Origin of the sequence: Actinomadura sp. NTSP31, assembly GCF_041951385.1 — a bacterium.
Lineage (GTDB): Bacteria > Actinomycetota > Actinomycetes > Streptosporangiales > Streptosporangiaceae > Spirillospora > Spirillospora napierensis.
Window position 1 is genome coordinate 338,294 of sequence record NZ_JBGNUT010000004.1, and the last position, 20,066, is coordinate 358,359.

Sequence of the window (20,066 nt, forward strand, 5' to 3'; positions counted from 1 at the left end):
CCCTACTGAGACGTGCGCGCGCGGGCAATGGGCGTGCGCGCGCGGGCGACGGGCGGAGGGACGCCATGCCGGACTGGAGGACGCGGAGCCTGTGGCTGTCCCGCAAGCCCTACGAACCCGCGCCGGCGCTCGACGGCGACCTGGACGTGGACATCGTCATCGTGGGCGGCGGCTTCACCGGCCTGTGGACCGCGATCCACCTCAAGCACGCCGACCCGTCCGTGGACGTCGCCGTCCTGGAGCAGCGGGTCGCGGGGTACGGCGCGTCCGGCCGCAACGGCGGCTTCGCGATGACGATGGTGGGCCGCAACCTCCACGACCTCGTCCGCAAGACCGGCCCGGCGCGTGCGCGCGCCACCCGGCTGGCGATGCGGAGCACCCTGCGCGAGATCGCCGCGTTCGTCCGCGACGAGGGGATCGACGCCGACCTGACCCGCCCCGGCCTGCTGACCGTCTCCAACGGGCCCGAGCAGGACGAGCGGATCCGCCAGGACCTCGAGGCGTCCCAGCGGCTCGGCCTGGACGACCTGCGCTACCTCAGCGGCCCCGAATGCCGCGCCCTGGTGGCCACCGACCGGATCCGGTGCGGCCACTTCGAGGAGGACGCGCTGCTGGTCGACCCCGCGGCGCTCACCCGCGGCCTGCGCGACGCCGCCGTCCGCCTGGGCGTGCGGGTCTTCGAGTCGACGCCCGTCCAGACCCTCGCCCTGCCCGGAACGCACGTGCTGGCGCGCACCCCCGGCGGCGACGTCAGGGCGGACCGGGCGCTGCTGGCGACCAACGCCTACGCGCACGCGGTGCCCGCGCTGCGCCGCTGGCTGTTCACCATCGTCGCCTCGATCGTCGTGACCGAGCCGCTCACCGGCGAGCAGTGGAAGCGCGTCGGCTGGGACGGCGGCGCCGGCGTCGAGGACAAGCGGATCATGCCGCACTTCCACCGGCCGACGCCCGACGGCCGGATCCTGTGGGGCGGCCGCGACGCGCCGTTCGCGCCCGCCGGCCCCGACCCGAGCCGGGACCGGTCGCCGCACGTCTTCCGGCGGCTGGAGGAGACGTTCCGCTGGACGTTCCCGCAGCTGGACGACGTGCGGATCGACCGCGGCTGGTGCGGTCCCGTCGCCGGCACCGTCAACTGCTTCGCGCACGCCGGGCGGCTCGGCCGCGGGCGCCGCGTCGGCTACGCGCTCGGCTACGCCGGCCACGGCGTCGGACCGAGCCACCTGACCGCGAAGATCGCCCGGGACCTGCTGCTCGACCGCGAGAGTGCACTGCTGGATTTGCCGATGGCCGCCCGGCGGCCCGTGCCGCTGCCGCCGGGCCCGCTGCGCGCGCTCGTCCTCAACGGCTCGCAGCGCGTCCTGCAGCGCGCCGACGACGGCGGCCGCGGCCCGCTGACCGGGCTCGCCCTGCGCTTCCTGCAGTGACGCCGGTCAGGCCGGCCCGGCGCCGAGCGTCCGGAGCCGGTCGCGCGTCCACTCCTTCACGCCCGCGAGGAACCCCTCGACGTCGGCGGCCTTGCCGGACGCCATCTCGGCGAACCAGTCCGGCACGTACCGCTCGAACCGCCCGTTCTCGATGAGCTCCAGCACCGCCGTCGCGACCTCCTGCGGCGGAAGCGCGTCGGACAGGTCGCTGAGCGGCGGCTCGTTGCCCGGCAGGGAGAACAGGTCCGTGTCGACCAGCGCCGGCTGGACGATGTGCGCCTGCACGCCCGTCCCCTCCAGGTCGACGGCCATGCTCTCCCAGAACGCGGTCAGCGCCGCCTTGGACGCGCCGTACGCGGCCTCGTGCGGCGGCCCGAGCCGAGCCGCCACCGAACCGATCGCGACCACGTGCCCGTGCCCGCGCGCGATCATCCCGGGCAGCAGCGCGAGCGTCAGCCGCACCGGCGACAGGTAGTTCAGCCGCAGCACGTCGTCGTTCTCGGTGGGCGCCATGTCCTGGACGCGGCGCCGCTTCGGCATCGCCGCGTTGTTGACCAGGACGTCCACGCCGCCGAGCTGCGCCTCCACGGCCGCCGCGAGCCCGGCGATCCCGTCCAGGTCCGCCAGGTCGGCGACCCACATCGCCGAATCGGGGGAGTGCTCGCGGCACCGCGCGAGCGTCTTCTCCAGAAGCTCCTCGCGCCGCGCCACCAGCCCGACCCGCGCTCCCGCGGCGGCGAGCGCCTCCGCGACGACCGCGCCGATGCCCGACGACGCACCCGTGACCAACGCCGACTTTCCCGTCAGACTCACCATGCCGCCAACGTCACACACGCCCGCGCCGCGCGGCAAGGCGCACCGCCGCCGTGGCGGCGGTCCGCCCGCGGCGCGGGGGCGTGTCCGGTCGGCGGGCCGCTAGATCCACCCCTCCAGCGATGCCATGAAGCCGTCGAGGTCGTCGCGGTGCACGCAGTGGCCGGTGCCCTCGACCCGCGTCACCGTGAAGCCCTTGGCGCGCAGGTCGGCGGCGAGGCCGTCCGGCACCAGCCGCCGGTCGCCGGCGCCCTGCACCAGCGACGGCACCACCGGACGCTCCGGGATCATGTCGACGGCCTCGCCCAGCCACGAGACCGCCCGGACGTCCCATCGCGCGTAGCCGTCGAGTTCGGCGGCGATGTCCTCCTCCGCCCATCTGGGGGCGATCTTCCGCACCTGTGCCGCGGTCGCCGTCTTGGTGAACGCCGCGAACTCCGCCAGCTGCGCCGGGCGCGCGTCACCGCCGATCCTCCAGGCCGGGTCGCTGTAGACGGCCCGTCCGGGACGCAGCTCCGCCGCGACGAGGGAGAGCGACAGCGCGCCGAGGGAGTGGCCGATGGCGACGTCCACGCCGGCCGGCAGCGAGTCCACCAGGTCGGCGGCGAACAGTTCGGGGGTGTACTCCGCGGTGTGCGGGCTCTCGCCGTGGCCGCGCAGGTCCGGCATGAGGACCCGGTAGCCGCGCGCGGCGAGCAGCGGGGCGACCCGGCACCAGGTGCCGGCCGAGGCCATGATGCCGTGGATCAGCACGGCCGTCCTGTCACCGCCGCCGGTCTCGTGGACCTTCAGTTTCACGGGGCTTCCTTCCAGGTGGGGTTCAGCGGACGCTCTTGACCGGCAGGACCGAGAGCGCCGCCGCGACGGCGAGCACCGCCGCGACGATGTAGAGGGCGGGATAGCCGCCGGGCGTACTGATGATCGCGGACGCGACGAACGGCGCGATGATCTGGGGCCCCGCGTTGGCGATGTTCAGCACGCCCATGTCGCGGGCGGCGTCCTCGCCGCGCGGCAGCACGAGCGTGACCATCGCGGTGTCGACGGCCATGTACACGCCGAAGAACAGGCCGTCGACCGCCATGAAGGCGACCATGGTCGTCCAGTGCGGGGAGAGCAGGGGCATCAGCAGCGCCGCCGCCATCCCGGCGCTGGCGACGAGGACGAACGCCTTGCGCCGGTCCAGCCGGTCCGACAGCGGCCCGCCGACGACCGTGGTCACCACCGAGGTCACCGCGGCGATGAGGGTCAGCAGGGCGACGCCGTCCGCCCCCTTCATCCCGTGCGGCAGCCCGATGTGGTCCTCGAGCATGTACAGCAGGTAGCCGGTGACGCAGAAGTAGGACAGGATCATCAGCGCGCGCCCGGCGAACACCCACATGAAGTCGCGGACGCGCAGCGCGGACAGGAACGAGGCGAGGTCCTGCCGCAGCGAGGAGGCCCGCTGCGCGGCGCGTGCGGGCAGCTCGTCCGGGCGGGGGTCGTGGGTCAGCGTCACCAGCAGGACCGCCGCCGCGACCAGCAGGAGGCCCAGCGTCGTGTACCCCCACGCGATCGCGTGCGTGAACCGTCCGGCCACGACGATGCCGACGAGCAGGCCGAGGGTGGTGCCCGCGCCCGCCATCGCCGACGCGGTGCCGCGCCGCTCCGCCGGCACGCGGTCGGGGACGATCGCGGTGAGCGCCGCCTGGTAGACGTTGCCCGTCCCCTGGAGCAGGCACCAGCCGGCCACCAGCAGCGCGATCGTGGTCATGTTCCCGAGCGCGACCGCGAACACCAGCGCGAGCAGCGCGCCGCCGAGCAGGAACGGGTTCCGGCGGCCGAAGCGGGAGCGGCTGCGGTCCGACAGGGCGCCGCCGATCGGGTTGAGCAGCGTCGCGAACGCCGCCCCGACGCCGGTGACGAGGCCGAGCAGCGCGACCTTGTGCGCCTTGTCGATGTGCTCGACCTGCGTCGGCAGCAGGATGCTCGCCACGCCGCCGTAGAGGGACAACAGCATGAGGTTGCCGGTCAGCAGCAGCGGCATCAGCCCCCGCCGGGGCCGCGCGGCGCCGGCGCGTGCACCGGCCGGGGGCGCGGGGGCCGCGCCGGTCCCCGCGCTCACCGGACGGTCCCGTTCGCGGCCGCTGCGCGGCGGTCGGTGGGGCTCATGGGGGGCTCCTCGGGGGTCGGTGACGCGAGTCACTTATACGTATAAATTCTGTATAGCATCCCTCTCCGGCCGACGGTCAAGTGCGGGATGCGCGAGACTGCGGGCATGGCGACCGACACCGGCGACCCGGCCCCCTCGGGACGCCCGGCCACCAGCGTGGACGTCGCCCGCCTGGCCGGGGTCTCGCAGGCGACGGTGTCGTACGTGCTGAACGACGCCCCGGGCGTCACGATCAGCGAGGCGACCCGGGCCCGGGTCCGCGCCGCCGCCGAGGAGCTCGGGTACGCGCCGGACGCCTCGGCGCGCACATTGCGCACCGGCCGCAGCGACATCGTGCTGATGCCGCTGCCCGCCACCCCGATGGGCGCGCTGGTCCTGAGCCTGCTGAACGAGCTCGTCGAGCGGCTGCGCGAGCACCGGCTCACGCTCGCCCTCTACGGGGACGCCCGGTCGCGCGGCGTCGCCGCCGCCCGCGACTGGATGCGCTGGCGGCCGGCCGCCGTGCTGGTGGAGACCGACCGGCTCACCGCCGCGTCCGTCCGCCGGCTGCACGACGGCGGATGCGCCACGGTCGTCGGGCTCGGCCCCGCGCCGTCGCCGCTCGTCCCGACCATGGTCATCGACGACGGGGCCATCGGCGCCTGCGCCGCCCGCCACCTGCTCGGCCGGGGCCGCCGCGACCTCGCGGCGATCGTGCCCGCCGAACCGGGACTGGACGCCTTCGGCGCGCGCCGCCTCGCGGGCGTGACGGCGGCGGCGGAGCGGGCGGGCGCGGCGGCGCGGCGCGTGGACCTGCCCTTCGACGAGGACGCCGCCGCCCGGCTCGCCGCGGAGTGGGCGGCCGGACCCGGACGCCCGGACGGGGTCTTCGCCTACAACGACGAGTACGCGATGCTGCTGGTGCGCGCCCTGCAGGACGCCGGCCTCGACGTGCCCCGCGACGTGGCGGTCGTCGGCGCCGACGACCTGCCGCTCGGCCGGTTCCTGCGGCCCCGGCTCAGCACCGTCCGGGTCGCGGGCGACGTCACGGCCGCGGGCCTCGCCGTGCGGCTGGCCCGCATGGTGGCCGAGCGGGACCGCGACCCCGCCGGCACCGTCTCGCTCACCCGCGTCGAAATGGTGCCGCGCGAGTCGTCCTGAGGCCGGTAAGGTAGTGGGTTTCGCCGCCCCGCATCCACCACCTCACCGCAGGAGGTCCGCAGGCATGCCCGCCGAACCGTCGACCCTCGCCGCCGAGCGCGCCCATCTGGCCGAGTCCCGCGCCGCGCTGCGCCGGATGCGCGAGCACGCGGAATCACTGTCCGCCGACGTCGCGGCGGACTGGGTGTCCAAGCAGTTCCTGGAGTCGCTGCTCGACCAGCGGGTCGCCGCGCTCGCCGACCACCCCGGCACCCCGCTGTTCTTCGGGCGGATGGACCGCGACGGCGAGGGCGGCCCCGACCTGCCCGCCGTCATGTACGTGGGGCGGCGGCACGTCCACGACGGCGACGAGGGCCGACCGCTGGTGCTGGACTGGCGCGCCCCGGTGTCGCGGGCGTTCTACCAGGCGGGCCCGGCCGACCCGATGGGCTGGCGGCTGCGGCGCCGCTTCGGCTTCCAGGGCGGCGAGCTGACCGCCTTCGAGGACGAGCCGCTGGACGGCGGCGCCGACATCGGCCCCTCCCGCATCCTGACGGAGGAGATCGAGCGGCCCCGCACCGGCCCGATGCGCGACATCGTCGCCACCATCCAGCCGGACCAGGACGTGATCGTCCGCGCCGACCTGCCGCGCACCGTCTGCGTGCAGGGCGCCCCCGGTACCGGCAAGACCGCGGTCGGCCTGCACCGCGCCGCCTACCTGCTGTTCACCCACCGCGAGCGGCTGTCGCGGTCGGGCGTGCTGATCGTCGGGCCGAACCGCGCGTTCCTCGCCTACATCTCGGCGGTGCTGCCCGCGCTCGGCGAGGTGCGGGTCGAGCAGGCCACCATCGACGACCTGCTCGGTGAGCCGCTGGGGGAGGAGCCGGCGGCGGTGTCGGCGGCCAAGGGCGAGGCGCGGATGGCGGACGTGCTGCGCAAGGCGCTGTGGCTGCACGTCCGCAAGCCGGAGGAGGGCCTCGTGGTCACGCGCGGTGTCGCCCGGTACCGGCTCGCCGATTACGAGATCCGGGAGATCGCCGCCGCGCTGCGCGGCACCACCCGCTACGGCAGCGGCCGAGCGGCGTTCGCCCAGCGGCTCGCCCACCAGGTCCTCGTCCGGATGGAGCAGCGCGGCGAGGCCCCCGACGACCGCGTCCAGGACCAGGTGGCGCGCAGCAAGCCCGTCAAGCAGCTGCTCGACCGGGTCTGGCCCAAGGTCACGCCCGAACAGGTCCTCTACCGGCTGCTGTCGGACGCCGACTTCCTGCGCGCCGCCGCCAAGGGCGTCCTCGACGAGGACGAGCAGGCCGCGCTGCTGTGGGCCAGGCCCGCCCGCTCGCACCGCTCGGTGAAGTGGACCGCCGCCGACCGCGCCCTGCTGGACGAGCTGAACGACCTGATCGAGCGGACCGCCTCGCTCGGCCACCTGGTCGTGGACGAGGCGCAGGACCTGTCCGCGATGCAGCTGCGCGCGCTCGGCCGCCGCTGCGGAACGGGCTCGGCGACCGTCCTCGGCGACCTCGCCCAGGGCACGACGGCCTGGTCGGCGCGCTCGTGGAAGGAGGTCCTGACCCATCTCGGTCAGGACGGGGAGGTCACCGAGCTGACCCTCGGCTTCCGCGTCCCCGGGACCGTGCTGGACTACGCCGCCCGGCTCCTTCCGCACGTCGCGCCGGAGTTGGAGCGGCCGCGGTCGCTCCGCGCCGGCGCCGGGGCGCTGGACGTGCGGCGCGTGGCCGACGTCGCGGCGGCGGCGGTCGAGGCCGCGCGCGAGGCGCTCGCCCGGCCCGGGTCGGTCGGTCTGATCGTGCCGGACGCGCGGGCCGCCGCGCACGCGGCGGCGCTGGCGGAGGCGGGGCTCGACGCCGCGCTGCTCGGCCCCGAGTCCGACGGCACCGCGCGGCTGCTGGTCATCCCGGCGACGCTGGCGAAGGGCCTGGAGTACGACCACGTGATCGTGGCCGAGCCCGCCGCGATCGCCGCCGCGGAGGCGCGCGGCCTGGCCCGGCTGTACGTGGTGCTGACCCGCGCGGTGACCTCGCTGACCGTCCTGCACCACGACGACCTGCCCGCCGAGCTGGCGTCCTGACCGGCCCGGACACCTTTCCGCAGGAGGCCCGTATGTTCACCGAGACCGTCGTCCTGCCGGCCGCCCCGCCGTTCGACCTGGGCGCCGCGCTGCGCTTCATGGACGGATTCGGGCCGACCGCAGGCGAGCAGTCGGTCGACGGCGGGACGCTGACCAAGGCGCTGCGCGCCGCCGGCCGCACGGTCGCCGCGCGGATCGTCCAGGAGGGGGACGGCGTGCGCGCGACCGTGCGCGCGACCGTGCACGCCACCGAGCCGCTCACCGAGGACGTCGTCCGCGCCGCGGCCGACCGGATCTCCTTCCACCTCAGCCTGGAGGACGACCTCACCGGCTTCTACGCCATCGGGCGGGAGGATCCCGCCTTCGCGCCCGTCCTTGAGCGCCTGTACGGCTACCACCAGGTGAAGTTCCCGACTCCGTTGGAGAACCTGGTGTGGGCGATCCTGTCCCAGCGCACGCCGCTCGCCGTCGCCGCGCGCGGCAAGCACGCGCTGCGGGACGAGTTCGGCGACCGGATCAGCGTCGACGGCGCCGAGTACACCGCGTTCCCCGACATCGAACAGCTCGCTACCCTGCCCGAGGGACGGATCGCCGAACTCGTCGGCAACCAGCGCAAGGGCCGCTACCTGCACGGCGCCCTGCACGCCTGGCTTGAGACGGACGAGGACTTCCTGCGCACCGGCCCGTACGGCGAGGTGAAGGACTTCCTGCTGTCCCTCCCCGGCGTCGGCGCGTGGTCGGCGAACTTCATCCTCATCCGCGGCCTCGGCCGGATGGACGAGCCGCCGCTGGAGAAGGCGCTGCGCGGCGCCGCGTCCCGCGCCTACGGACGGCCGCTGTCCGACGCCGACCTGCAGCGGATCGCCGACGGCTACGCCCCATGGCAGGGCTACTGGGCGCACTACCTGCGCGCGGCCGCCTGATCCGCCTGGTCCGCCTTTTCGTCCTGCGGCCGTAGGCCGTCGAAGGCGATCCTGAGGACGTCGTCGCTGCCGCCGGCCCGCCCGGCGGCGTAGGAGATCCCGGCCAGCAGCGCGGTGACCTCGGACGGGCCGATGTCGGCGCGGACGGCCCCGGCCCGCTGCGCCCGCTCCAGCAGGGCGCCGATCGCCGCCTTCAGGTCCTGTCCCGTTCGTCCGGTGGCCGCGCGGGCGTCGACGCCCGCCTCGGCCAGCGCGTCGGTGACGGCCTGCTTGGTCGCCGCCTGCGCGACCACGCGGGCGAAGAAGCCGAAGAACGCCTCGCCGGGGTCGGCGGCCGACGCCAGGTCCCGGGCCTGTGCGGCCAGCCGCTCCAGCAGCGCGACGAGCACCGCCTCCAGCAGCGACTCCTTGGTGGGGAAGTGCCGGAAGACCGTGCCGATGCCGACGCCGGCGCGGCGGGCGACCTCCTCGGTGGAGGCGGCGGTGCCCTGCACGGCGAACACGTCCTCGGCCGCGGCCAGGACCTTCGCGCGGTTGCGCAGGGCGTCGGCGCGCAGCGGCTTCCCGGACGAGGTCGTCGTCATCGCGGCCTCCCGTTGACAAATGGAGTGCGGACTCCATATTTTCGGATGCGGAGCGGTAACTCCGATTGTACGGGAGAGAGCCATGTCCGAGTTCGCCACCCCCCGCACCGTGTTCCAGCGGCTCATCGACGGGGTCACCGCGCGGCGGCCCGAGGGCCTGCCGCAGCTGTACGCCGAGGACGCGGTGGTCGTGCACCCGTTCGCCCACCCCGCGTCCCGGCTGGAGGGCCGGGAGGCGCTGCGCGAGCACTTCGCGCAGCTGGAGACCCTCCCGGTGGAGATGAAGGCGCGCAACGTGGTCGTCCACGAGACCGCCGACCCCGAGGTGATCGTGGCCGAGTTCGAGTACGCGGGCCGCAACACCGAGACCGGCCGCGACTTCGTCGTGCCGAACGTCTTCGTCATGCGGATCCGGGACGGCCACATCGTCGAGTCCCGCGACTACGCCCACCACCGGGCGTTCGAGGAGGCGATGGCATGACGCCGCCCACGCCGCCCACGCCGCCGCCCACGCCACTCACGCCGCGCGCGGTGTTCGAGCGGCTGAGCGCCGGCATCTCCGCGGGCCGCTGGCACGAGCTGGCGGACCTGTACGCCGAGGACGCGGTGGTCGAGCAGCCGTTCGCCCTCCCGCCGGCGCCGCCGCGCCTGGAGGGCCGCGCGACGATCGCCGAGCACTTCCGCCGGGCCGCCGCGGGACCGCTCCACCTGCGCGCCCGCGACGTCGTGGTGCACGAGACGGACGACCCCGAGGTCATCGTGGCCGAGTTCGACTACGACGGCCGCGTCGCCGCCACCGGGCACGAGTTCCGCGTCTCCAACGTCCAGGTGCTGCGCGTCCGCGGCGGGCGGATCGTCGAGTCGCGCGACTACCACGACCACCGGGGCCTTGCCCGGGCGATGACCACCGCCTCCTGAGGCCGGACGCGGTTGACCGACCGCCGCGCGGGTTCCTAGGGTGGACACGGCATACCGACCGGTTGGTATGTTCATTCCGGTGGCCCGCCCGGCCACCCCTGCACCCCGCGCGGAGGTCCGCCCTGTGAGCACTGCACCGCCCGACGCCGACGAGCTGAGCAGGCGGGTCGGCGAGTTCCTCGCCGCCCACGACCCGTCCGCCACCGAGCCGCTGGAGTTCCTGCGCGCCCGGTTCGACGCCGGCCTCGCCTGGGTCCACTATCCCGAGGGGCTGGGCGGCCTCGGCGCCCCCCGCTCCCTGCAGCCCGCGGTCGACCGGCAGTTCGCCAAGGCGGGCGCGCCGACCAACCACCCCGAGCGCAACGGCATCGGGCTCGGCATGGCCGCGCCGACGATCCTGGCGTTCGGCACCGAGGAGCAGAAGCGCCGCTTCCTGCGCCCGCTGTGGACCGGCGAGGAGCTGTGGTGCCAGCTGTTCAGCGAGCCCGGCGCCGGCTCCGACCTCGCCGCGCTCGCCACCCGCGCCGTCCGCGACGGCGACCGGTGGATCGTCAACGGCCAGAAGGTCTGGACGTCCATGGCGCACGAGGCGCGCTGGGCGATCCTCGTCACCCGCACCGACCCGGACGTGCCCAAGCACCGCGGCATGACCTACTTCGTCTGCGACATGACGGCGCCGGGCGTCGAGGTCCGGCCGCTGCGGCAGATCACCGGCGAGGCCGAGTTCAACGAGGTCTTCCTCACCGACGTCGCGATCCCCGACGAGCACCGGCTCGGCGAGGTCGGCCAGGGCTGGCAGGTCTCCACGACCACGCTGATGAACGAGCGGGTCGCGATCGGCGGCGCCGCCGCGCCGCGTGAGAGCGGGATGATCGGCGTCGTCGCGTCCCTGTGGCGGGACCGGCCCGAGCTGCGCACCCCCGGCCTGCACGACGCCGTCCTGCGCGCCTGGGTGGAGACCGAGGCGGCCCGGCTCACCGGCGCGCGGCTGCGCCAGCAGCTCACCGCCGGTCAGCCCGGCCCGGAGGGGTCCGGCGCCAAGCTCGCCTTCGCCAGGCTCAACCAGGAGGTCTCCGGCCTGGAACTGGAGCTGCTCGGCGACGAGGGCCTGCGCTACGACGACTGGACGATGCGCCGCCCCACCGAGGTGGACTTCACCCGCCGCTCGCCCGGCTACCGCTACCTGCGCGCCAAGGGCAACTCCATCGAGGGCGGCACCTCGGAGATCCTGCGCAACATCATCGCCGAGCGCGTCCTCGGCCTGCCCGGCGAGATCCGCGTCGACAAGGACGTGGCGTGGAAGGACCTGCCCAAGTGAGCGACCTCCTCTACACAGAGATCGAGAACGACCTGCGCGCCGGCGTCCGCGAACTGCTGGACGACAAGGCGCCCTGGACCGCGGTCCTCGAGGGCACCGAGAAGGACGAGCCCTACGACGCGGCGCTGTGGCGGGCCGTCGCCGACCAGCTCGGCTGCGCGGGGCTGCCCGTCTCCGAGGACCTCGGCGGCGCCGGCGCCACCTGGCGCGAGACCGCCGTCGTCATGGAGGAGCTCGGCCGCGCCGTCGCGCCCGTCCCGTTCCTGACCAGCTCGGTCGTCGCGACCGCCGCGCTGCTGGCGGCGGGGGAGCGGGACCTGCTCGGGTCCCTGGCGTCCGGCGGGAAGATCGCCGTGCCGGCCGTCCCGTTCGCGACGCCGCCCGGCGACGTCGCCGCGACCGTCCAGGTCGTCGACGGCGCGCTCACCGGTGAGGTCGCCGGTGTCGCCGACGGCCTGGCGGCCGACGTCCTCCTCGTCCCCACCGCGGGCGGCCTGTACGCGGTGGACGCCGCGGACGCCGCCCGCACCGCCGTCACCTCGCTGGACATGACCCGCCGCCTGGCCGACATCGCCTTCAACGGGGCGCCCGGGCGGCGCGTCGCCGAAGGGACCGACGCGATCCGGGCCGGGCTGCTGACCGGCGCGGCGATGCTGGCGTCCGAGCAGCTCGGGCTCGCCCAGCGCTGCCTGGACGACACCGTCGCCTACGTCAAGACCAGGTACCAGTTCGGCCGCCCGGTCGGCTCCTACCAGGGGCTCAAGCACCGGCTCGCGGACCTGTGGACCTCGATCACGCAGGCCCGCGCGGTCGCCCGCTACGCCGCGTCGTGCGCGGCCTCCGGCGACGCGGACCTGCCGGTCGCCGTCGCGGTCGCTCAGGCGCACTGCTCCACGATCGCGCTGAAGGCCGCCGAGGAGTGCGTGCAGATGCACGGCGGCATCGGCTTCACCTGGGAGAACTCCTCGCACCTGTTCCTCAAGCGCGCCAAGGCCGACGCGATCGCGCTCGGCACGGCCGACCGCCACCGCGCGTCCCTGGCGACCCTGGCCGATCTCCCCCCGGCCTGAGCCGACCGTTCGCACGCCGGCCACGGCCGTCCCGGCGGGTCCTCCGCCGGGGCGGTCAGCCGGTGATCACGGCCAGGATCCGGGCGCCCTCCGGGAACGCCCCGCGCCCGGCGAGCGCGTAGACGCCGAACATCATCTTCGCCGTGTAGACCCGGTCCAGGACGAGGCCGTGCCGCTCGGCGAAATCGCCGATGAAGCCGTCCAGCTCCGGCGACGTGCGGGCGTAGCCGCCGAAGTGGAAGCCGTCCTCGACGCTCCACGACCCGCGCCGCTCTCCGTACGTCTCGCGCTGGAGCCGCTCCACCTCGGCGTCCATGAACCCGCCCTTGAGCACCGAGAAGCCGAGGGCGCGCGCGCCCGGCGGCAGCCCGGCGGCCAGGCCCGCCAGCGTCCCGCCCGTCCCGCACGGGCAGCAGACGACGTCGAACCCCGCCGCCTCGGCGCCCAGCTCGGCGCACCCCCGGACGGCCAGGGCATTGCTGCCGCCCTCCGGCAGCAGGTAGAAGTCGCCCCATCGTTCGCGCAGCGCGGCGATGACGTCCGGTTCGTGCTTGCGGCGGTACGTCGCCCGGTCCATGTACGTCAGCCGCATGCCCTTGCGCTCGGCGTACGCCAGCGACTCGTTGAGCGGCAGATGCTCCTCGCCCCGCACCACGCCGATCGTGGCGAACCCGAAGAGGTCCCCGGCCGCCGCCGTCGCCCGCAGATGGTTGGAGTACGCCCCGCCGAACGTGAGCACCGTCCCGTGCTCGCGGGCGGGCCCGATGTTGTGCCGCAGCTTGCGCCACTTGTTGCCCGGAAGATCCGGATGGACGAGGTCGTCCCGTTTAAGGAACAGCCGCAGGCCGTGCCGCGCGATCCGGTCGTCGTCCAGCTCCACGACCGGCGAGGGCGCGGCTCCGGGCGTCATCGCGGCGCGGGCAGGCCGAGCTCGTCCCGAAGCGTCCGCTGCACGGCCTCGATCCCGGGCCGCGCGTCGATCGTCACCACGTACTCCTTGCGGCCGAACAGCTCCAGGATCGGGGCGGTCTTCTCCCGGTAGAGGCGGAGCCGTTCCGCCACCGCCTCCTCGGTGTCGTCCTCGCGCGCGACCAGTTCGCCGCCGCACACGTCGCAGCGGCCCTCCTCGGTGGGCCGGTCCGCGATCAGGTTGTAGTCCATCCCGCACTGCGAGCACAGCCGGCGCGCCAGCACCCGCCGCCGCACCTCCGAGTCCGGCATGTCGAGGTGGATCACCCCGTCGATGTCGTAGCTCTCCAGGAAGAACTCGGCCTGCCGGCGGCTGCGCGGGAACCCGTCGATGATGAACCCGTAGTTCCAGTCGTGCTGGTCGAGCCGCTGCCGGACGACGCCCTCCACCAGGTCGTCGCCGACCAGCTCGCCCGCGGCCATCGCGCGCCGGACCTGCGCGCCGAGCTTGGTGTGGTTCTGCACATGCCAGCGGAAGATGTCGCCGACGCCGATGTGCACCAGGTCGAGGTCGCGCGCGAGCAGGAGCGACTGCGTCCCCTTCCCGCTGCCCTGGGGTCCGAGGATCACGTACTTGCGCATGCCCGCAGCCTACGCAGCGCGGCCCGTCCGGCCGCTCCTCGGGTCAGCGCGCGAGCCGCAGCGCGCGGCCCAGCCACCGGAACCGCGAGCGGTCGGGCACGTGCTCGGGCTCGTCGCGGACCGTCATGCAGTCCGGCAGCGTCCCGAACGACGGCGGGCGCACGCACACCAGCGTCGCCCGCGCCCGGCGCGCGCAGTGCAGCCGCACCGACGGCCGCAGCAGCCGCGAGAACATTCCCCGCGTGCCGTTGCCGACGACGAGGATGTCGTCCTCGCCCGCCAGCCGGACCAGCGTCGCGCCCGGCTCCCCGACCAGGGCCAGCGCGGTCATCTCCACGCCCTCGGGAGGCCCGCCGCAGACCTCGTCCAGCAACCGGGCGACCAGCTCGGCGCCCGACCCGCGCAGCGCGTCGGTGATGCCGCAGCCGAGCTGGCCCGCCGCCGAGACGTGCGGCGGCAGCGGAGCCGAGTGGGCGACCAGCAGCGGCAGCCGGCGCAGCCGCGCCTCGCCGATCGCCCAGGAGAGCGCGCACCGTGCTCCGGCGGAGTCGTCGACCCCCACGACGACGCGCGGGCCGCCCTCCGGTCTCGCGATCACGGTCCCTCCTGAAGGCAACGGACTGATGTGCACTCTAGGGTGCAGGCATACCCGTTCCGACGGAAGTGTTTCCGCTTCAGGAAAGTGGAGTTTCCGCAATCGCCGGCGGCCGGTCACCGGCGGGCCGCTCGCCCCGGCCCCCGGCCGGCCGGGTCCCGAACCCGGCGAGGACCGACTCCAGCACCGGCAGCGCCGCCCCCGCCCGCTTCGCGCGGATCACCAGGTCCCAGGCGGGTTCGAACTTCTTCCAGCCGCCCGCGTACGCGGCGTGCCGCGCCCTGCCCCGGAGGGTGGGCTTGGACGCGGCGCCCCGCATGATGTTGCTCCACCGGTAGAAGTCGCGGTAGGCGCGCCAGTAGCCGTCCTCCAACTGCGTCGCGGTCATCCGGGCGGGCTTGAAGACGACGGTGCGCGTGTCATAGCGGTCCCAGTCGCGGTGCAGGACCCGTCCGGCCTTCTCCATCCGGTCGTACAGCCGCGTCCCGGGATACGGCGTCATGATGTGGAACGTCGCGGTCTCGATGCCCTGGCCGACCGCCCACTCCACCGTCCGCTCGAACACGCTCGGGTCGTCCTGGTCCATGCCGAAGACGAAGCTGCCGTTCACCATCACGCCGTGGTCGTGCAGGCGCCTGATCACCTGCCCGTAGTCGCGGTCGATGTTCTGCCATTTGCGCTGCTCCTTGAGGTTGCCGGCGTTGACGGTCTCGAACCCGACGAACAGGCTGCGCAGCCCCGACGCGACGGCCTTCTCCAGCAGGCCCGGGCGCAGCACCGACTGGACCGTCCCGGCCGCCTGCCACAGCCGCCCCATGCCGCGCATCCCGTCGAACAGCGCCCCGGCGAAGCGGGCGTTGCCGAACAGGTGGTCGTCGAGGAAGTACAGGTGCCGGCCCGGCAGCCGGTCGATCTCGGCGAGGGCCGCGTCCACCGTCTGCGTGTAGAACGACTTGCCGCCCTCGAAGAACGCCTCCTTGTAGCAGAAGTCGCAGACGTGCGGGCAGCCGCGGGAGACGACGATCGAGTTCGGCACGAGGTACAGCCGCCGCGAGATCAGGTCACGGCGGATCGGCGGCAGCGCGGCGAGCGTCCGCTCGGACGAGTCGTAGCGCGGGGCGGGCCGTCCCGCGCGCAGGTCCGCGAGGAAGCGCGGCCAGGTGTCCTCGCCGGGCCCGCAGAAGACCGTGTCGGCGTGCGCCGCGGCCTCGTCCGGCAGCGACGTCACGTGCAGCCCGCCGAGGCACACGTGCGCGCCCCGGGCGCGGTAGTGGTCGGCCAGCTCGTACGCGCGGCGGGCCGAGGTGATGTACACCTGGATGACCACCAGGTCCGGCTCGTCGGACAGGTCCACCCGCTGGACGTGCTCGTCGGTCAGCGTCACCTCGTCGTCCGGATCGAGGTATGCCGCCAGCGTGGCCAGCCCGAGGGGCGGGAACAGCGAGTACTTGATCGGCCGGAACAGCGGCGACGTCGCCTCGGTCAGTGCGGGCAGGATCATCTTCACGCGCATGCCCCCACGCTCCCGCCCGAAAGAGCACGCCCTGTGGCGCCGGTGTGGAGATCCCGTGGAGGCCGACCGGGAGGCTACGCCGCGACCGCGCCGCTCCGCGACAGCCACAGCCAGCCGACGGCCTTGGTCTCCTTGCACGCCACCTTGACCGCCCGGTAGCGTTCCCGCTCGACATAAGGACCGCTGCAGACCACGTCCTCGAACAACCGCTCGCCGGCGAGCAGGCCGAGGTCGGCCCCGGACAGGTCGATGGCCTCCTTGAACGACGGCGCTTCAAGAAGCCGGAAAAGCTCGATCACCACGCGGCCGGACACGCCGTACTCGTCCCACCGGACGGGGCCGGCGGTCACCGCGACCCGCATCCGCAACCTGGCGAGCTCGCTCCGGTACAGGTTCCACGTGCGGAGCAGCGCGCCGAGATGATGCGCGAGCGGATCAAGGAGCAGGTACCCCGGGATCTCCGGCGGCAGGACCACGAGGATGCCGTCGCCGCGATCTTCGGCGTGACAGGCCTGCCAGGGAATGCACGTCATGGCGAGAGCCCTCTGGACGGTCGCGTACATCGCGTGGCGCAACTCCAACTGGACCACCTCGTCCCTGCCCAATGCACTGAACGCGACGACATCCACCGCGAGAAGGCAGGTGTGGAGCCGGGCGGTCGCCGGATGCGGCGACGTGCGCGTCCGGCGGCCGATGAAATTCGCGGGAGTGACGGAAGCGTCCCGTGACGCTGGAATCCGGTCGCGCGCAAGACGTATCCTCATAGAGGATCGAGGCCTTTCTGGGAATGGCCGGCAGGTCTGCCGCGGGGCTCCTGTCGCAGCAGGGGCCCCGCCACCTTGGGAGCGGGTGACCGGTTTGTGTCGTCCCGGCCGCCGCGAGGTGGTGGTTCCGCGGTCGTCTACTATTATGCGACCGCGCGCCGAAGTGCCCGTGCCGTCGGCTGATTGCCTGGCGCAGATCTGCCTGCCGCAGATCGCAAGAAACTTTTTCTCCACCTGTCGCCGCGAGAAGTGGCAAACCGGGGCCACGCGTCCTGCGGGAAGGCGCCCGGGCGAGTGGCGCGGTGGAAGCAGGCGGAGCGACCTCTGTCAAACGGCCACATGATGATTGCCCGTCGGCGGGCGGTACCAGTGTGGCTCGCGTGACGTTGCCGTACGGGCGGGACGAGCCGCTCGGCCATCGGCAAGGTGACGGATCGCTTCCCGCCGTTGTCCGACTGCATTCTGCGACCTGGTGTAAACGGGTCTGGCAAACTGCTACGTCGCTGATTTAATGGAAGCACCCTGGAGGGCGGCGAACAGCGACGTTCCGGTCTGCCGGGAAGAGTCAAGGGTGATCTTCACTGGGTGAGTAAGAGGTCGCGATGAGCATGCCCTCGAAGTTCGGGCCGGTCGTCCAGCGCGCGATTCTGACCAGCGAACTCCAGCGCCTCAGGCAGGTGAAGGGGGTGACGCAGGAGCAGGTCGCGGCCGCGCTCGACTGGTCGACGTCGAAACTCATCCGTATCGAGGGCGGGACCGTCGGCGTCTCCACGACCGATCTGCACGCCCTGCTGCGGCACTACGGGATTCAGGACGGCGACCCGGAAGTCGCGAAGCTGACCGAAATCGCCCGCGAGGCCCGGCAGCGGGGCTGGTGGGCGCCCTACCGGCACGAGCTGGCATCCGATTTCCTGCGTTATCTCGGATACGAGACCGGGGCGTCGGTCATCCGCAGTTTCCAGCCGTTACTCGTTCCCGGGCTCCTGCAGACCGAGGAGTACGCCAATGCGGTGACCATCGAACTCGTTGCGTCGCCGGCCGAGCGCGACGTCGTGGTCGAGGTGCGGATGCAGCGGCAGGAGGAGGTGTTCAACCGGGCTGATCCGCCGGAGCTCATGATGGTGATGGACGAGGCGGTACTGCGCCGCAGGGTGGGCGGGCAGGTCGACTCCGGGGTCATGCCCCGGCAGCTCCGGCACATCCTCGACGTCCTGGAGCGGCCCAACGTCTCGGTCGAGGTGATCCCCTTCTCGAAGGGGGCTCACTTCGGTATGAAGGGCGAGTTCACCATCCTGGAATTCACCGATCCGCGGGTCAGTGACGTCCTCTTCCTGGAGTTGACGGGAGTGTGGGACGTGACCGTCGTGGACCGGGATCCGCGGATCACCGAATACCGGGCCGCGTACGAGAACCTGCGGCAGCTGGCCATGCCGCCCGAGGAGACCGGCCCCTTCATCGAGGAGATCATCGCTTCGATGACATGACCGCTCGTTGGCCCGTGACCGGGGACCGCCCCCGGTCGCGGGCGCCGGCTGGGGAGCCTTCGCATCCAGGCCATCCCGGATATTTCGCCATTTCGACTTAATAGGTGGAATTAACGTCTATGTGTGGTGCGTAGTCGAGTGTCCGGTTCGGTCGGGCCTCAAAGTGGCGCCGGCGGCACCGGGAGGCTGCTGGAACGGGGTTGTTCGTCAGGGTGCACCGTTCCGGTGGAGGTGCTAAAACTTTGCTGTCGTATGAGTGGCCGCTGCAAGTGGTGATCGCTCACACGGGTAGTCATCGCATGACACTACGGTCGAGAACTACGGGTCCCTTGCAGGGCCTGGCCTGGAAGGATTTGGTGGCTATGGTCCTGCGGTCCGGCTTCGCGTTTGTTGGTGCCGTGTTCTCCGGCTTTGCTCGCCGTCCGGAGGGCGGCCCTTGGCGCAAAGCGTCCGCCAGCGGGAGTTCCGGATGCGTAGAGGTGGCCAGGGCGATGGGGGCCGTCCTCGTGCGGGACTCGAAGGACGTCGAGGGCCCCGTCATGGCGATGACGCGGGAGGCGTTCGCGGGGCTGGTGGCGGGGATTCGCGGGCGCGCGGGCTGACGCGGGCCTCCGCGGGCGGGTGAAACCGCAGGTCGGGGCGTAGGATCGTGGGATCGCACGTGTTCTGTCGGTGGGGTCGCCTACGGTCGGGGTGTACGGCGGCCGTGTGAGCGCCGCCACAGTGACGCCGCCCAGCGAAGGTGATGACCACCATGGCGAACAGCACCACCGAAGAGACGGACCAGGACTTTCATCAGCTGGCCGACCCGTACCGGCGGGAGCTCCTGGCGCACTGCTACCGGATGCTGGGGTCGATCCACGACGCCGAGGACCTCGTCCAGGAGACGTACCTGCGCGCGTGGCGCTCCTACGGCAACTTCGAGGGGCGCTCGTCCCTGCGGACCTGGCTCTACCGGATCGCGACGAACGTCTGCCTGACCGCGATCGACCAGCGCGGCCACCGGCCGATGCCGTCCGGGCTGGGCGCGCCCAGCGACGAGCCGGAGCGGCCCGTGGTCGCCTCGCCGGAGGTGCCGTGGCTCGAGCCCGCCCCGGACGCGGTGCTGGGCGCGGACGCCACCGACCCCGCCACCATCGTCGCGGCGCGGGAGAGCACGCGGCTGGCCTTCGTCGCCGCGCTGCAGCACCTGCCCGCCAAGCAGCGGGTCGTGCTGATCCTGCGGGACGTGCTGAAGTGGAAGGCCTCCGAGGCGGCGGAGCTGCTCGGCACCTCGACCGCGGCGGTCAACAGCGCGCTCCAGCGCGCCCGGGCGCAGCTGGAGGAGGCCGCGCCGCTGCGCGACGAGCTGGTCGAGCCCACCGACCCGGCGCAGCGCGATCTGCTCGAACGGTACGCGCGGGCGTTCGACGCCGCCGACGTGGAGGCGCTGCTGGACCTGTTCCGGAAGGACGCGGTCTGGGAGATGCCGCCGTTCCCGCAGTGGTTCGTCGGCGCCGAGGCCATCGTGCGGCTCATCAAGGCGCAGTGCGGCCCCGAGCCCGGCGAGCTGCGGATGGTGCCCGCCGCCGCGAACGGGCAGCCGGCGTTCGGGATGTACCGGCGGGACGCGGACGGCGTGCACCGGCCGTTCCAGCTCCAGGTGCTCAGCATTACCGGCGACGGGGTGGCGCAGGTGTCGGCGTTCTTCGACACGACGCTGTTCCCGGTGTTCGGGCTGCCCGACACCGCCTGACAGCGGCCCCGGTCTTC

20 protein-coding genes are annotated in these 20,066 nt (G+C 73.3%); 11 read left to right on the forward strand and 9 right to left on the reverse strand.

Annotated elements, in window-relative coordinates:
- Positions 1-65: 65 nt before the first annotated feature.
- Entirely contained in the window at positions 66-1,424 is a 1,359-nt protein-coding gene (locus tag ACA514_RS09010) for an NAD(P)/FAD-dependent oxidoreductase (RefSeq protein WP_375040562.1), read from the forward strand.
- A gap of 6 nt (positions 1,425-1,430) precedes the next feature.
- Here ACA514_RS09010 and ACA514_RS09015 read toward each other — a convergent pair whose 3' ends face one another.
- From ACA514_RS09015 to ACA514_RS09025, 3 genes are all read right to left on the reverse strand, one after another.
- Positions 1,431-2,240 carry an SDR family NAD(P)-dependent oxidoreductase gene (locus tag ACA514_RS09015; RefSeq protein ID WP_375040563.1) on the reverse strand — a complete coding sequence of 270 codons (810 nt, stop codon included), beginning with the start codon at positions 2,238-2,240 and terminating at the stop codon, positions 1,431-1,433.
- 99 nt (positions 2,241-2,339) lie between these two features.
- Complete coding sequence (locus ACA514_RS09020) at positions 2,340-3,035, reverse strand: alpha/beta fold hydrolase (protein WP_375040564.1); 696 nt, start codon at positions 3,033-3,035, stop codon at positions 2,340-2,342.
- A gap of 22 nt (positions 3,036-3,057) precedes the next feature.
- The gene (locus tag ACA514_RS09025; protein WP_375040565.1) at positions 3,058-4,338 is read right to left on the reverse strand and encodes an MFS transporter; all 1,281 of its coding nucleotides are present in this window, start codon (positions 4,336-4,338) and stop codon (positions 3,058-3,060) included.
- 153 nt (positions 4,339-4,491) lie between these two features.
- Between ACA514_RS09025 and ACA514_RS09030 the strand changes: the two genes are divergently transcribed.
- The 3 genes from ACA514_RS09030 (at position 4,492) to ACA514_RS09040 (ending at position 8,517) form a co-directional block, all read left to right on the forward strand.
- Positions 4,492-5,526: a LacI family DNA-binding transcriptional regulator gene (locus ACA514_RS09030; RefSeq protein WP_375040566.1), complete on the forward strand. Its 1,035-nt coding sequence runs from the start codon at positions 4,492-4,494 to the stop codon at positions 5,524-5,526.
- Positions 5,527-5,590: 64 nt separating this feature from the next.
- The gene (locus tag ACA514_RS09035; RefSeq protein ID WP_375040567.1) at positions 5,591-7,594 is read left to right on the forward strand and encodes a HelD family protein; all 2,004 of its coding nucleotides are present in this window, start codon (positions 5,591-5,593) and stop codon (positions 7,592-7,594) included.
- A 32-nt stretch (positions 7,595-7,626) separates the two neighbouring features.
- Complete coding sequence (locus ACA514_RS09040) at positions 7,627-8,517, forward strand: DNA-3-methyladenine glycosylase family protein (RefSeq protein ID WP_375040568.1); 891 nt, start codon at positions 7,627-7,629, stop codon at positions 8,515-8,517.
- Here the strand turns inward: ACA514_RS09040 and ACA514_RS09045 are convergent.
- Positions 8,496-9,101: a TetR/AcrR family transcriptional regulator gene (locus ACA514_RS09045; RefSeq protein ID WP_375040569.1), complete on the reverse strand. Its 606-nt coding sequence runs from the start codon at positions 9,099-9,101 to the stop codon at positions 8,496-8,498. The genes ACA514_RS09040 and ACA514_RS09045 overlap by 22 nt on opposite strands.
- Positions 9,102-9,183: 82 nt before the next feature.
- Here ACA514_RS09045 and ACA514_RS09050 point away from each other — a divergent pair, with 82 nt between their 5' ends.
- From ACA514_RS09050 to ACA514_RS09065, 4 genes are all read left to right on the forward strand, one after another.
- The gene (locus ACA514_RS09050; RefSeq protein WP_375040570.1) at positions 9,184-9,582 is read left to right on the forward strand and encodes a nuclear transport factor 2 family protein; all 399 of its coding nucleotides are present in this window, start codon (positions 9,184-9,186) and stop codon (positions 9,580-9,582) included.
- Positions 9,579-10,019, forward strand: a complete 441-nt coding sequence (locus tag ACA514_RS09055) for a nuclear transport factor 2 family protein (protein WP_375040571.1) — start codon at positions 9,579-9,581, stop codon at positions 10,017-10,019. The genes ACA514_RS09050 and ACA514_RS09055 overlap by 4 nt, the downstream gene beginning before the upstream one ends.
- Before the next feature lie 124 nt (positions 10,020-10,143).
- On the forward strand, positions 10,144-11,337 hold the full coding sequence (locus ACA514_RS09060; protein WP_375040572.1) for an acyl-CoA dehydrogenase family protein: 1,194 nt from the start codon (positions 10,144-10,146) through the stop codon (positions 11,335-11,337).
- Positions 11,334-12,407 (forward strand): acyl-CoA dehydrogenase family protein, encoded by a 1,074-nt coding sequence (locus ACA514_RS09065; protein WP_375040573.1) that lies wholly within the window; start codon positions 11,334-11,336, stop codon positions 12,405-12,407. The genes ACA514_RS09060 and ACA514_RS09065 overlap by 4 nt, the downstream gene beginning before the upstream one ends.
- A gap of 55 nt (positions 12,408-12,462) precedes the next feature.
- On the opposite strand, the gene ACA514_RS09070 is transcribed toward ACA514_RS09065, so the two are convergent.
- From ACA514_RS09070 to ACA514_RS09090, 5 genes are all read right to left on the reverse strand, one after another.
- Positions 12,463-13,317: a 1-aminocyclopropane-1-carboxylate deaminase/D-cysteine desulfhydrase gene (locus tag ACA514_RS09070; RefSeq protein WP_375040574.1), complete on the reverse strand. Its 855-nt coding sequence runs from the start codon at positions 13,315-13,317 to the stop codon at positions 12,463-12,465.
- Positions 13,314-13,958, reverse strand: a complete 645-nt coding sequence (locus tag ACA514_RS09075) for an adenylate kinase family protein (RefSeq protein ID WP_375040575.1) — start codon at positions 13,956-13,958, stop codon at positions 13,314-13,316. The genes ACA514_RS09070 and ACA514_RS09075 overlap by 4 nt, the downstream gene beginning before the upstream one ends.
- 43 nt (positions 13,959-14,001) lie before the next feature.
- Positions 14,002-14,556, reverse strand: coding sequence for a universal stress protein (locus tag ACA514_RS09080; protein ID WP_375040576.1), 555 nt, complete (start codon positions 14,554-14,556; stop codon positions 14,002-14,004).
- A gap of 76 nt (positions 14,557-14,632) precedes the next feature.
- Positions 14,633-16,066: a B12-binding domain-containing radical SAM protein gene (locus ACA514_RS09085; protein WP_375040577.1), complete on the reverse strand. Its 1,434-nt coding sequence runs from the start codon at positions 16,064-16,066 to the stop codon at positions 14,633-14,635.
- Positions 16,067-16,140: 74 nt separating this feature from the next.
- Positions 16,141-16,647 (reverse strand): hypothetical protein, encoded by a 507-nt coding sequence (locus tag ACA514_RS09090; protein WP_375040578.1) that lies wholly within the window; start codon positions 16,645-16,647, stop codon positions 16,141-16,143.
- A 785-nt stretch (positions 16,648-17,432) separates the two neighbouring features.
- Here ACA514_RS09090 and ACA514_RS09095 point away from each other — a divergent pair.
- The 3 genes from ACA514_RS09095 (at position 17,433) to ACA514_RS09105 (ending at position 20,049) form a co-directional block, all read left to right on the forward strand.
- Positions 17,433-18,314 carry a helix-turn-helix domain-containing protein gene (locus ACA514_RS09095; RefSeq protein ID WP_375040579.1) on the forward strand — a complete coding sequence of 294 codons (882 nt, stop codon included), beginning with the start codon at positions 17,433-17,435 and terminating at the stop codon, positions 18,312-18,314.
- Positions 18,315-18,676: 362 nt separating this feature from the next.
- Positions 18,677-18,916, forward strand: coding sequence for a DUF397 domain-containing protein (locus ACA514_RS09100; RefSeq protein ID WP_375040580.1), 240 nt, complete (start codon positions 18,677-18,679; stop codon positions 18,914-18,916).
- A 143-nt stretch (positions 18,917-19,059) separates the two neighbouring features.
- Entirely contained in the window at positions 19,060-20,049 is a 990-nt protein-coding gene (locus tag ACA514_RS09105; RefSeq protein ID WP_375040581.1) for a sigma-70 family RNA polymerase sigma factor, read from the forward strand.
- Positions 20,050-20,066 lie beyond the last annotated feature (17 nt).